This window comes from Rhodococcus rhodochrous, from assembly GCF_014854695.1.
Classification (GTDB): domain Bacteria; phylum Actinomycetota; class Actinomycetes; order Mycobacteriales; family Mycobacteriaceae; genus Rhodococcus.
Genome location: NZ_CP027557.1, coordinates 1533351 through 1546649, shown reverse-complemented (window position 1 = coordinate 1546649; position 13299 = coordinate 1533351). Strand labels below are relative to the sequence as shown.

At 69.1% G+C, this 13299-nt stretch carries 7 protein-coding genes; 6 read left to right on the top strand and 1 reads right to left on the bottom strand.

The window, feature by feature from the left end; all coding sequences use genetic code 11:
• The first annotated feature begins 14 nt into the window (after positions 1-14).
• The 6 genes from C6Y44_RS07245 to C6Y44_RS07220 all read left to right on the top strand — a co-directional run bounded on the left by C6Y44_RS07245 (position 15) and on the right by C6Y44_RS07220 (position 12625).
• Positions 15-803, top strand: coding sequence for an alpha/beta fold hydrolase (locus C6Y44_RS07245; RefSeq protein ID WP_159419294.1), 789 nt, complete (start codon positions 15-17; stop codon positions 801-803).
• Between the two features lie 67 nt (positions 804-870).
• On the top strand, positions 871-1998 hold the full coding sequence (locus C6Y44_RS07240) for an ATP-binding cassette domain-containing protein (RefSeq protein WP_404817788.1): 1128 nt from the start codon (positions 871-873) through the stop codon (positions 1996-1998).
• Positions 1995-2774: an ABC transporter permease gene (locus C6Y44_RS07235; RefSeq protein WP_159418875.1), complete on the top strand. Its 780-nt coding sequence runs from the start codon at positions 1995-1997 to the stop codon at positions 2772-2774. The genes C6Y44_RS07240 and C6Y44_RS07235 overlap by 4 nt, the downstream gene beginning before the upstream one ends.
• An 80-nt stretch (positions 2775-2854) precedes the next feature.
• Positions 2855-6697 (top strand): ABC transporter ATP-binding protein, encoded by a 3843-nt coding sequence (locus C6Y44_RS07230; protein ID WP_159418876.1) that lies wholly within the window; start codon positions 2855-2857, stop codon positions 6695-6697.
• A 203-nt stretch (positions 6698-6900) separates the two neighbouring features.
• Entirely contained in the window at positions 6901-10662 is a 3762-nt protein-coding gene (locus tag C6Y44_RS07225; RefSeq protein ID WP_159418877.1) for a multifunctional oxoglutarate decarboxylase/oxoglutarate dehydrogenase thiamine pyrophosphate-binding subunit/dihydrolipoyllysine-residue succinyltransferase subunit, read from the top strand.
• Positions 10663-10831: 169 nt separating this feature from the next.
• Complete coding sequence (locus tag C6Y44_RS07220; RefSeq protein WP_159418878.1) at positions 10832-12625, top strand: thiamine pyrophosphate-requiring protein; 1794 nt, start codon at positions 10832-10834, stop codon at positions 12623-12625.
• Here the strand turns inward: C6Y44_RS07220 and C6Y44_RS07215 are convergent.
• The gene (locus C6Y44_RS07215) at positions 12582-13277 is read right to left on the bottom strand and encodes a TetR/AcrR family transcriptional regulator (RefSeq protein WP_159418879.1); all 696 of its coding nucleotides are present in this window, start codon (positions 13275-13277) and stop codon (positions 12582-12584) included. The two genes, C6Y44_RS07220 and C6Y44_RS07215, sit on opposite strands and share 44 nt — an antisense overlap.
• Positions 13278-13299 lie beyond the last annotated feature (22 nt).

Sequence of the window (13299 nt, the reverse complement as noted above, 5' to 3'; positions counted from 1 at the left end):
CGACCGGCGGGAAGATGTTCGTACGGGAGTCCGGTGCGGGACCGCGCACCGTCGTCCTGCTGCACGGCTTCTCCGATCACGGCGGTACGTGGTGCAAGGTCGCGCCGGCGATCGCCGAGCGGCACCGGGTGCTCACGGTCGACCTGCCCGGTTTCGGGCGCAGCGCGCAGCACTGGAAGACACCCGTGCTCGACCACTACGTCGACGTCCTGGCCGACCTCGTCGACGACGTTCCCGAACCGGTGTCGCTGGTGGGGAACTCGCTCGGTGCGGTGACCGCGCTGGTGTTCGCGTCGGTCCACCCGTCCCGGGTCGGCCGCGTGGTGCTCGCCGACATGCCGGGTCTCGCCGGGATCCCCCGGTGGTGGACGCGGGGTGCGAGCATGCCGGTCGAACTGTCGCGCCTGCTGTTGCGTCCGCTGCCCGCCCCGGTGATGCAGCAGGCCATGGGTGCCCTGTACGCGCGGGCCGCCGTGCACCGACGCGGCACCTTCGACCGGGCGGCGCGCACGGCGTTCGCGGCGAACTACGCGACCCGCGAGCAGGTCGACACGCTGCTGACCGTGGGCCGGCACGCGATCGGTGAGCTCGGTCGACTGCCGATCCCGGAGATGGTGCACGCCCTCGACATGCCGGCCCTGCTGGTGTGGGGCGCACGCGACCGGTTGACGCCCGCTCACGCCGCGCGACGGGTGCAGGCCGGGGGCCGGAGACGGGTGGTGATCATCCCTGACGCCGGGCACTGTCCTCAGCTCGACGCGCCCCGCGAGTTCCTCGACGCTGTCCTGCCCTTCCTCGACTGACCCGTAAGCTCACGGCGACCGCGGCACGAGCCGCACCCACATCTCGACGACGCGGGGGTCCGAATCCGTGACAGCACCGTCAGCGCAACCGCCGTACGGCACACCCGATCCCCGGGTGCCCTCGGGGACACCGGGCGCGGGGATCACCGTCCACGGCCTGAGCAGGACGTTCGGTGACCACACGGCCGTATCGAATCTGTGGTTCACGGTGCCACCGGGCTCGATCACCGGTTTCCTCGGCCCCAACGGATCGGGCAAGACCACCACGCTCGGCATGATGCTCGGACTCGTCCGGCCGAGCGCCGGGAACGCCTTCGTCGACGGCGTGCCGTTCACCTCGCTGCGGCAGCCTGCACAGGTCGTCGGGGCGGTGCTCGACGCGCGCAGCGCCCACCCGAAGCACCGGGCGCTGACACACCTGCAGGTCTATTGCGCCGCGATCGGCGTGCCCGACGAGCGGGCGAGGCAGATGCTCGATCTCGTCGGCCTGGGGTCGGTCGCGCGACGTCGTATCGGCGAGTTCTCCCTCGGCATGCGGCAGCGACTCGCCCTGGCGACGGCCCTGCTCGGACAACCGCGTTATCTCGTGCTCGACGAACCGGCGAACGGACTCGACCCCGAGGGCATGGCCTGGCTGCGCGACTTCCTCCGCGCGTTCGCCGCCAACGGCGGGACCGTGCTGATCTCGAGCCACATCCTGCGGGAGATCGAGCAGATGGCCGACCGCCTCGTGATCATCGCGAACGGTCACCTGGTCGCGGAGACCTCGATGACCGACCTGCGCGACGCCTACCGCTCGCGGGTGTTCGTCGCGGCCTCCGACCCGGCCCGCCTCGCGACCGCGCTCGCCGCGGCCGGGCACACCGACGCGCAGGTGCAGCAGGACGGACGGCTCGCGGTGGTCGGCGTGACTCCCGACCGCATCGCCGAGATCGCCGCGACCGCGGAGGTGACGCTGTTCGGGACGAGTGTCGAGCACGTCGATCTCGAGCAGGTCTACCTCGCGATGACGGCGGGTCGGTATGCGGCCGCGCCGGTCGCGCAGTATCCGGGGCACGGCCGGCAGTATCAGCCCTACCCGAACGCACAGCAGTACCCGAACGCACAGCAGTACCCGAACGCACAGCAGTACCCGCAGCCGCAGTGGGGGCAGCCGAACCGACCGCCGGCCGGGCAAGGAGGTCCCACCGCATGACCGTGCTTCTCACCGCCGAGTTCCGCAAGGTCCTGAGCCTGCGCTACTGGTGGATCCTCGGCATCGCACCACTGCTGGTGGGTCTGTTCTGCGGCGCGCTGACGCTGCCGGTCGCGCGGCAACTCGAACTCGGTTTCGGTGACGGTTTCGCCGAGGCCGTCGCCGCCGCGGTCGGTATCTCCCTCTCGTTGTCGCTGGTGTTCCTGTTCGCCGCGATCTTCGGTGCGGTGGCGACGGGCAGCGAGTTCGCGCACCGAACGATCGTGACGACCTTCCTCACCGCGCGGGGACGCGACCGGGTCGTCGGGGTGAAGTTCGCGACCGTCGCCGTGATCGGGTTGTTGTACTGCATCGTCACGGAAGTCGCGGCGGCCGCGACGCTCATGTTGTTCGGTGGGGGCTTCGACGGTGCCGACCTCGGTTCGGTCGCCAAGGTGATGGGCATCGGTCTGTTCTGCGCGCTGATGTGGTCGCTCATCGGAGCGGGGCTGGGTCTGCTCACACGGTCGACGACGGGCAGTGTGCTCGCGATCTGCGCGTGGGTGCCGTTCGGGGAGCTGATGGTCTCGGTCGTCCTGCACGGTCTCGGTCTCGGCGCGATCGCGTCGTATCTGCCGGCGCAGGTCACCTGGTACGTGCTGTTCTCGGCGGTGTCGATGCCCGAGGACGTGACGCTGGAGATGACGTGGCCGGCGGCTCCGCTGCTTCTGATCCTCTGGACCGTGGTGCTGGGCGGCCTCGGCTGGTGGCGCGCCCGCACCGCCGACGTCGTCTGACACCTTCGATCACCTGCGTCTCCGGCCCTCCCGGGCGGCTCCGACGTGCCCTGTCGTCACTCGGCGCTAATGTCGGTTCGATGGCACACGACCCGATTCCGCGCTCGCCGGGATGGATTTCCCGGCTCGTCGCCGAATGCCTGAAACACCGCAGAACAGCCGTCGGGGCGCTGGCCGTCACCGTCGTCGCTGCCCTGATCGACATCACCTTCCCACTGCTGACGAAGGTCGCGGTCGACAGCGCGACCGGGCAGGGCGACGTGCCCGCCGACGACCTGCGCCTGATCGGGCTGGCGGCGGCTGCGATCGCGGCCGGTGCGGTGATCCGGTTCGGCTGCCAGTACGGGCGTCGCATGCTCGCCGGACGCCTGTCGCTCGACGTGCAGCACGACCTGCGGTTGCGCCTGCTCGGCTCGCTCCAACGTCTCGACGGCCACGGTCAGGACCGCATCCGCACGGGTCAGGTGGTCTCGCGGTCCATCACCGACCTGCAACTCGTGCAGGGCCTGCTCGCGATGGTGCCGATGTCGGCGGGTGCGCTGCTGCAGTTCGTGCTCGCGCTGGTGATCATGACGACCCTCTCGCCGCTGCTCACACTGGTCGCGGTGGTCATCGTCCCGATCATCGCGGGTCTCGTCCGGGTCGTGCGCCCGAAGCTGTTCGCCGCGACCTGGTCGGCGCAGCAGCGCGCGGCCGACCTTGCCCAGCACGTCGAGGAGACGGTCACGGGCGTGCGGGTGGTGAAGGGATTCGGGCAGGAGTCGCACGCCGTCGACCAGCTCGAGGAGCACGGTCGCAGGCTGTACGCGGAGCGTCTGCGTGCCGCCCGGATCAACGCGTGGTTCTCGGCGCCGATGGGTGCGATCCCACAGTTCGGGCTCGTCGCCACCATCGCGCTCGGCGGCTGGCTCGCCCTCGAGGGCGGGATCACCGTGGGCACCTTCGTGGCGTTCACCGCCTATGTGGCGACGATGACGGGGACGACCCGCACCCTCTCCCAGGTCGTGATCATGGCGCAGTTGTCCCGCGCCGCCGTCGAGCGGGTGTACGAGGTGATCGACACCGAACCCGATGTCGCCGATCCCCCGCATCCCGTCGAGCTGCCCGACGGTCCGCTCGGGGTGCACCTGGAGGACGTGACGTTCGGCTTCGACGACGACCGGCACGTACTGCGCGGCCTCGACCTGGAGATCGCGCCCGGCGAGACCGTCGCGATCGTCGGCCCGGCCGGGTCGGGCAAGACCGTGCTGTCGCTGCTGCTCCCCCGCTTCTACGCGCCGCACCGCGGGTCGGTGTGCCTGACCGCGGACGGCCGCGACATCGACGTCGCCACGCTCCGCGCCGACGATCTGCGCGGGGCGGTCGGCCTCGTCTTCGACGAGCCGTTCCTGTTCTCCGACACCGTCGCGTCCAACATCGCTCTCGGCCGGCCCGACGCATCGGACGACGAGATCCGCGCCGCGGCCGCGGCGGCACGCGCCGACGACTTCGTCGAGGCCCTCCCCGAGGGCTACGACACGGTCGTCGGTGAACGCGGCCTGACCCTGTCCGGCGGGCAGCGGCAGCGGGTCGCGCTGGCGCGGGCACTGCTCGTCGATCCGCGGGTGCTGATCCTCGACGACGCGACCTCGGCGGTCGACGCCGAGACGGAGGCCGCGATCTACGGCGCGTTGCGGGCGGGCCGGCGCCGCACGACCCTCGTGCTCGCCCATCGGCGGTCGACGCTCGCGCTCGCCGACCGGGTCGCCGTGCTCGACGAGGGGCGCATCGTCGACATCGGGACGGTCGACGAACTCGAGGAGCGCAGTCCCGTCTTCCGGCGTCTGCTCTCGACCGACGACGACGCCGCACCGGCACCGGAACGCCCCGTCCCCGCCGGTGAGTTGTGGCCCGACGAACCGGACGACGACGAACTGTCCGGGACCGTCCGGAACCCACCGGCCGTCGGTGGAGGTCGCGGCGGACCGGCGGGCGGTGGTGGCCGCGGCGGGCCGGTGTCCGGTGCGCTCGGCGCGGTCGCCCCGACCCCGGAACTGCGCGCGGCCGTCGACGCGCTTCCCCCGGCCACCGAGACGCCCGGACACGATCCGGCCCTGCAGTCCGAGGCCCTGCGCCTGCCCGACCCGCAGTTCCGGTTGCGGACGACGCTGCGCCCGGTGCGTGCACTGCTGGCGGTCGTCGTGCTGTGCCTGGCGGTGGAGTCGCTGACGAGCATCGCGTTCCCGTCGCTGGTGCGGTACGCCGTCGACCGCGGAGTGACCCCGGGCGATCCGTCCCGGCTGTGGCAGGCGACCGCCGCAGGTGTGGTGCTCGCGCTGCTCGGCTGGTTCGTGGTCGCGATCCTCACGGTGCTCACCGCGCGGGCGGGCGAACGGGTGTTGTTCGGGCTGCGCGTGCGCTCGTACGCGCACCTGCAACGGCTCGGACTCGACTACTACGAACGCGAACTGTCGGGCCGGATCATGACGCGGATGACGACCGATGTGGATGCGCTGTCGCAGTTCATCCAGACCGGCCTGTCCACCGCGGTCGTGGCGGTGCTCACGCTCACCGGTATCTCGATCGCGCTGATCGTCACCGATCTGTCCCTGGCCCTGGTGGTGCTGGCGGTGCTGCCCGTGCTGGTCGGCGCGACCCTGTGGTTCCGGAAGGTCTCCGGGACGGCGTACGCGCAGTCCCGCGAACGCATCTCCCTGGTGAACGCGGATTTCCAGGAGAACGTCACGGGTCTGCGCGCCGCCCAGGCCTACCGCAGGGAGGAGACCGCGGCGCGGCGGTTCGCCGAGCGCGCGGAGGCCTATCGGCGCAGTCGCCTGCGGTCGCAGCGGGCGATCTCGCTGTACTTCCCGTTCATCACCTTCCTGTCCGATCTGGCGCTCGCGGCGGTCGTCTTCGTCGGCGCCCGGGAGGTGGCGTCGGGCGCGGTCGGCCCCGGTGTGCTGATCGCGTTCGTGCTGTATCTGAACCTGTTGTTCGCGCCCATCCAGCAGTTGTCGCAGGTCTTCGACGGCTACCAGCAGGCGCGGGTCGGTCTGCGCCGGATCGGCGACCTGTTGCGGACCGAGAGCTCGCTCGAGTCTGCCGAGGAGGGCACGGTCGCCATCACCGGGCACCTCCGCGGTGACGTCGACCTGCGGCAGGTGGGCTTCCGGTACAGCGAGGCCGATCGTGAGGCGCTGAGCGATGTGGACCTGTCGATCCCGGCCGGGTCGACGGTCGCCCTGGTGGGCCGCACCGGCGCCGGGAAGTCGACGGTCGTCAAACTGCTCGCCCGGTTCTACGACCCGACGTCCGGTTCGGTGCGGGTGGACGACACCGATCTGCGCCGTTACCGCCTGCGCGACTATCGGGGCCGGCTCGGTGTGGTGCCGCAGGAGGCGCACCTGTTCACGGGCACGGTGGCGACCAACATCGCCTACGGCCGGCCCGACGCGACGCGCGAGGAGATCGAATCGGCCGCGCGCGCCGTGGGGGCGCTGGACATGATCGCGGGTCTCGCCGGCGGCATGAACCATGCGGTCGGTGAACGCGGTCAGGGTCTGTCGGCGGGCCAGCGTCAGCTCATCGCGCTCGCGCGCGCCGAACTGGTGGATCCCGATCTGCTGCTGCTCGACGAGGCCACCGCGACCCTCGATCCCGCCACCGAGAAGGCGGTGCTCGAGGCGGGTGCGCGGGTGGCCCGCTCACGGACGGCCGTGGTGGTGGCGCACCGTCTCGCGACCGCCGCACGCGCCGATCTCGTGGTGGTCGTCGACGACGGCCGTATCGTCGAGTGCGGGCCCCACGACGAGCTCCGCCGAGCGGGAGGTCTGTACACCACTTTGTGGCAACTCGCTACCGGTGGTCTCGTTCCGGAGGAGCCCGAGGTCCTGCTCACTTCGACGACGGAAGGATCGAACATGAGATCGTCCTCACGTTTGTAACGGGGTGCGCGCTGCGCCGATGCACCTTAGAGGGAATAATCGGCTCTCGAGAACCGTCATCGATGGAGACCCCATCGCACCAGATTGTGAGGTAGCCCACCGACATGCGCGGTCAGTTCGGATCGTCACATGCCACGGGCTAGCCTCATATTCACAGGCGCTCCGATCGGGTACCGAAGAAAGAAACGAGGCGAACAACTGCCGTGAGCAGCAGCTCTACATCACAGTTCGGACAGAACCAGTGGTTGGTTGACGAGATGTACCAGCGCTTCCAGGACGACCCTTCGTCCGTGGACGCGAGTTGGCACGAATTCCTCACCGACTATTCGCCGGAAGCCGCGGTGGCCGGAGGCACCAACGGCTCCGACACCGCCACGACCGAGAAGCCCGCGCCGAGCACAGCATCTGCGCCGAGTTCCTCCGCTTCGGCCCCCACGAAGCCTGCACCGAAGACCGAGACCAAGGCGGAGACCAAGGCCGCGCCTGCGAAGCCTGCACCGAAGGCGGAGACCAAGCCTGCGGCGCAGCCGAAGGCCCAGGCCGCGCCCGCGAAGCCGGCTCCCAAGCCCGCCGCGGCCCCGTCGGGCCAGGCCACCGAGGAGAAGAAGGTTCTGCGCGGCGCCGCTGCTGCCGTTGCGAAGAACATGAACGCCTCGCTGTCGATCCCGACGGCCACCAGTGTTCGCGCGGTGCCCGCGAAGTTGATGTTCGACAACCGCATCGTCATCAACAACCACCTCGCCCGCACCCGGGGCGGCAAGGTCTCGTTCACCCACATCCTCGGTTACGCGATCGTCCAGGCGGTCAAGGCGTTCCCGAACATGAACAACCACTTCGCCGAGGTCGACGGCAAGCCGAACCTCGTCGTGCCTGCGCACACGAACCTCGGTCTCGCGATCGACCTGCCCGGCAAGAACGGCCAGCGTTCGCTGGTCGTGGCGGCCATCAAGAACTGCGAGACGATGAACTTCGCGCAGTTCTACTCGGCCTACGAGGACATCGTGCGCCGCGCCCGCGACGGCAAGCTCACCGGCGACGACTTCTCCGGCGTCACGATCTCGCTGACCAACCCGGGCGGTATCGGCACCGTGCATTCGGTCCCGCGTCTGATGCAGGGCCAGGGCGCGATCATCGGCGCCGGCGCCATGGAGTACCCGGCCGAGTTCCAGGGTGCGTCCGACGCGCGGATCGCCGAGATGGGCATCGGCAAGCTGCTGACGCTCACCTCCACCTACGACCACCGCGTGATCCAGGGCGCGGAGTCGGGTGAGTTCCTGAAGAAGATCCACGAGCTGCTCATCAGCGACGACTTCTACGACGGCATCTTCCACACCCTGCACATCCCCTACGAGCCGGTCCGCTGGCGCAAGGACGTGCCGGAAGGCCTCGTCGACAAGCACACCCGTGTGCTCGAGCTCATCGCCGCCTACCGCAGCCGCGGCCACCTCATGGCCGACACCGATCCGCTGCAGTTCGTGCGCGACAAGTTCCGCTCGCACCCCGACCTCGACGTCACGACCCACGACCTGACGCTGTGGGATCTCGATCGCGAGTTCAACGTCGGTGGCTTCCACGGCCGCCAGAAGATGAAGCTGCGCGACGTGCTGTCGGTGCTGCGCGACGCGTACTGCCGCCACGTCGGTGTCGAGTACACCCACATCCTCGAGCCCGAGCAGCAGCAGTGGCTGCAGGAGCGCGTCGAGGCGCACCACGTCAAGCCGACGGTCGCCCAGCAGAAGTACATCCTGAGCCGCCTCAACGCCGCCGAGGCGTTCGAGACGTTCCTGCAGACCAAGTACGTCGGTCAGAAGCGCTTCTCGCTCGAGGGCGCCGAATCCGTCATCCCGATGATGGACGCGATCATCGATCAGGCCGCCGAGCACACGCTCGACGAGGTCGCCATCGCGATGCCGCACCGCGGTCGCCTGAACGTGCTCGCGAACATCGTCGGCAAGCCGTACTCGCAGATCTTCTCGGAGTTCGAGGGCAACCTGAATCCGGCCGCTGCGCACGGTTCCGGCGACGTGAAGTACCACCTCGGCGCCGAGGGCACCTACATCCAGATGTTCGGCGACAACGACATCAAGGTCTCGCTCACCGCGAACCCCTCGCACCTCGAGGCGGTCAACCCGGTGCTCGAGGGCCTCGTCCGCGCCAAGCAGGACATCCTCGACAAGGGTGAGGACGGCTTCACCGTCCTGCCGCTGCTCCTGCACGGCGACGCTGCGTTCGCCGGTCAGGGCGTCGTCGCGGAGACCCTCAACCTCGCGCTGCTGCGCGGCTACCGCACCGGCGGCACCGTGCACATCGTCGTGAACAACCAGGTCGGTTTCACCACCGCGCCGGAGCACTCGCGTTCGTCCGAGTACTGCACCGACGTGGCGAAGATGATCGGCGCGCCGATCTTCCACGTCAACGGCGACGACCCCGAGGCCTGCGTGTGGGTCGCGAAGCTCGCCGTGGACTTCCGCGAGAAGTTCCACAAGGACGTCGTCATCGACATGATCTGCTACCGCCGCCGCGGTCACAACGAGGGCGACGACCCGTCGATGACCCAGCCGGCGATGTACGACGTGATCGACACCAAGCGCAGCGTCCGCAAGAGCTACACCGAGGCCCTGATCGGCCGCGGCGACATCTCGCTCAAGGAAGCGGAAGACGCCCTGCGCGACTACCAGGGACAGCTCGAACGGGTCTTCAACGAGGTCCGCGAACTCGAGAAGTACCCGCCGGAGCCGTCGGAGTCGGTCGAGCTCGACCAGACCCCGCCGAAGCGCCTCGACACCTCCGTCGACCGGTCGGTGCTCGAGCGGATCGGCGACGCCTTCGCCGAGGCGCCCGAGGGCTTCACCGTCCACCCGCGCGTCAAGCCGGTGCTCGAGAAGCGTCGTGAGATGTCGCGCAACGGCAAGATCGACTGGGCGTTCGCCGAGCTGCTCGCGTTCGGTTCGCTGGCCGAGGAAGGCGCCCTGGTGCGCCTGGCCGGTCAGGACTCGCGTCGCGGCACGTTCACGCAGCGCCACTCGGTCATCATCGACCGCAAGACGGGCGACGAGTACAGCCCGCTCGCCTCGCTGGCCAACCAGGCCGGCAACGGCGGCCGCTTCATGGTCTACGACTCGGCGCTGACCGAGTTCGCGGGCCTGGGCTTCGAGTACGGCTACTCGGTGGGCAACCCCGACGCGCTCGTGCTGTGGGAGGCGCAGTTCGGCGACTTCGTCAACGGCGCGCAGTCCATCATCGACGAGTTCATCTCGTCCGGTGAGGCCAAGTGGGGTCAGCTCTCCGACGTCGTGCTGCTGCTGCCGCACGGCCACGAGGGCCAGGGTCCCGACCACACCTCGGGTCGTATCGAGCGCTGGCTGCAGCTGTGCGCCGAGGGCTCGATGACGGTTGCGGTTCCGTCGACCCCGGCGAGCTACTTCCACCTGCTGCGTCGCCATCACCTCGACGGCATCCGCCGTCCGCTGGTGGTGTTCACGCCGAAGTCGATGCTGCGCAACAAGGCCGCGGTCAGCAACGTCGAGGACTTCACGCAGGGCAAGTTCCGTTCGCTGCTCGAAGAGGTTCCCTACGAGGAGGGCACGGCCGATCGGTCGAAGGCCACTCGTGTGCTGCTGACCTCCGGCAAGATCTACTGGGAACTGCTGGCGAAGAAGCAGAAGGAAGGTCGTGACGACGTCGCGATCGTGCGCATCGAGCAGCTGTACCCGGTGCCGCGCCGCCGTATCGCCGAGACGCTCGAGCAGTACCCGAACGCCACCGAGTTCTTCTGGGTCCAGGAGGAGCCGGCGAACCAGGGTGCCTGGCCGTTCCTCGGCCTCGCGCTGCCGGAACTGCTGCCCGAGAAGCTCAGCGGTATCAAGCGCGTGTCGCGTCGCGCGATGTCGGCACCGTCGTCCGGTTCGAGCAAGGTCCACGCTGTCGAGCAGCAGGAGATCATCGAGAAGGCCTTCGGTCGCTAGAAGCTCCGTTTCGGATCCTTCGGGTCCTTGACGGTTCTCATGTGAGCCGGGTCGGTTCGTCCCCGCGAGGGGCGATCGACCCGGCTCACGCCTTTTCCGGTGCGTTTCGGACCGGGCACGACGGGCACCCTTCGGAGGACCCCCGATCGCGTCCTGCGAGGAGCTACCGATGGCGAATCCGACCGTGGCCGACTACCTGTTGCACCGCCTGCGCACGTGGGGGGTGGACCACGTCTTCGGATATCCCGGCGACGGCATCAACGGGATCCTCGCCGCCTGGACGCGCACCGGCAACGATCCGGTCTTCGTGCAGTCCCGGCACGAGGAGATGAGCGCCTTCGAGGCCGTGGGCTATGCGAAGTTCACGGGCCGGCCCGGGGTGTGCATGGCAACCTCCGGCCCGGGCGCGATCCATCTGCTCAACGGCCTGTACGACGCGAAACTCGACCACGTTCCGGTGGTGGCGATCGTGGGCCAGACCGACCGCTCCGCGATGGGCGGGTCGTACCAGCAGGAAGTGGACCTGCACACGCTGTACAAGGATGTGGCGTCGGCGTTCGTGGAGACGGTGACGGTGCCCGAGCAGTTGCCGAACGTCCTCGACCGGGCGATGCGCACCGCCATCGCGTATCGCACGCCCACGGCCGTCATCATCCACGGCGACGTGCAGGAACTCGAGTACTCCCCGCCCGGCCACGAGTTCAAGATGGTGCCGTCGAGCGTCGGCTTCGATCGTCCCCGGATCGCACCGGACGACGACGCGATCCGGCGGGCCGCGGAGATCCTCAACGCCGGGGACAAGGTGGCGATGCTCGTCGGCAGCGGCGCCCGGGATGCGCGGGCGCAACTCGAGCAGGTCGCGGACCTGCTCGGCGCCGGGGTGGCGAAGGCCCTGCTGGGCAAGGACGTGCTGTCGGACGAGTTGCCGTGGGTCACGGGCTCGATCGGGCTGCTGGGCACGCGGCCCACCCATGAGATGATGACCGGCTGCGACACGCTGCTCATCGTCGGTTCGTCCCTCCCCTACAGCCAGTTCCTGCCCGAATACGGCCAGGCCCGCTGCGTGCAGATCGACATCGACCCGAACATGATCGGGATGCGCTATCCGAACGAGGTCAACCTCGTCGCGGATGCCGCCGCCGCGCTCGACGCGCTCGTCCCGCTGCTGCAGCGCAAGGCGGATCGGTCGTGGCGTGAGGGCATCGAGCAGAACGTGCAGCGCTGGTGGCAGACGATGGGACAGCAGGCGGAGGTCGAAACGGAGTTCGTCAATCCGCTGCGGATGTTCGCCGAGGCCTCACCGCGACTGCCGGACGATGCGATCGTCACGGCGGACTCGGGTTCGGCCGCCAATTGGTATGCGCGCCAACTGCAGTTCCGTGGTGACATGCGCGGTTCGCTGTCGGGCACCCTCGCGACGATGGGTCCGGCGGTGCCGTACGGGATCGGCGCGAAGTTCGCGAATCCGGGCCGTCCGGTGGTCGCGTTCGCCGGCGACGGGGCGATGCAGATGAACGGCATGGCCGAGCTGATCACCATCCAGCGGTACTGGCAGCAGTGGGCGGACCCGAGGCTCGTCGTCGCGATCATCCACAACAACGACCTGAACCAGGTCACCTGGGAGATGCGTGCGATGGGTGGGGCACCGAAATTCGCGGAGTCCCAGTCGCTTCCGGACGTCGACTACGCCGCCTTCGCGCGCAGTCTCGGGTTGGGCGGCGAAACCGTGAAGTCCTCGGACGAGATGGGCTCGGCCTGGGATCGCGCGCTGGCCGCGGACCGCCCGACGGTGCTCGACGTGTACACCGATCCGGACATGCCGCCGATCCCGCCGCACGCGACGTGGGAGCAGTTCACCGATGTCGCCAAGGCCGTGCTCGCCGGTGACGAGAACCGTTGGGGCTTCGTGAAACAGGGCGTCAAGACGAAGCTGCAGGAGTACCTTCCCGGAAACGATCGCTGAGAATCCCACCGGCCGGAGCATCGTCACCGGCCGGAGAGTGGAGCGAATGTGCCGCCAGCGCAACGCCGGACAGCGCCGCGATGGCCAGTTCGACGAACTCGTCGCGGGTGAGTTCGGGATCGCGTAGCCACGCGATGGTCGTGTCCTCGACGAAGGCCACCCAGCCGCGGACGGCGAGTCGCACGGCCGGCGTGGGCTCGATGCCGATGGCAGGCAGGTGCGCGACGGTCCGGTCGACCAGCGCCGTGCGGGTGTCCTCGAAGGCCGCCCGCATGTCGGGGTCGCCGCTGGTGGCGCCGCGCAGGATCGAGACGTACATGTCGCGGCGCCGGGTGACGTAGTCGACGTACGCGACGAGCGTGCCGCGCAGCATCTCGATCGGTTCGAGGCCCTCGTCCGGTGCGGTGTACTCGACGAGATCCCGACCGATGCATCGCACGAGTTCGACGTGGTAGTCGTGCTTCGAGGCGAAGTAGTGGAACAGCAGCCCCTTCGAGACCCGGGCCCGTTCGGCGACCTCGTCGACGGAGATCTGTTCGAGGGGCCGGTCGGCGAGCAGTTCGAGACCCTGCTCGATCAGCTGGGCCCGGCGTTGGGCGGGACCGAGACGGGTCCGGCGGGGTCCGGGATTGTCTTCTGTCACGTCCACCATGCAAACACCGTTATTGAATTAT

Bases quoted from the DNA above. Each gene is read 5' to 3' on its own strand.
- C6Y44_RS07220 (WP_159418878.1), top strand. From the start codon at position 10,832: ATGGCGAATCCGACCGTGGCCGACTACCTGTTGCACCGCCTGCGCACG.
- C6Y44_RS07215 (WP_159418879.1), bottom strand. From the start codon at position 13,277: ATGGTGGACGTGACAGAAGACAATCCCGGACCCCGCCGGACCCGTCTC.
- C6Y44_RS07235 (WP_159418875.1), top strand. From the start codon at position 1,995: ATGACCGTGCTTCTCACCGCCGAGTTCCGCAAGGTCCTGAGCCTGCGC.
- C6Y44_RS07230 (WP_159418876.1), top strand. From the start codon at position 2,855: ATGGCACACGACCCGATTCCGCGCTCGCCGGGATGGATTTCCCGGCTC.
- C6Y44_RS07245 (WP_159419294.1), top strand. From the start codon at position 15: ATGTTCGTACGGGAGTCCGGTGCGGGACCGCGCACCGTCGTCCTGCTG.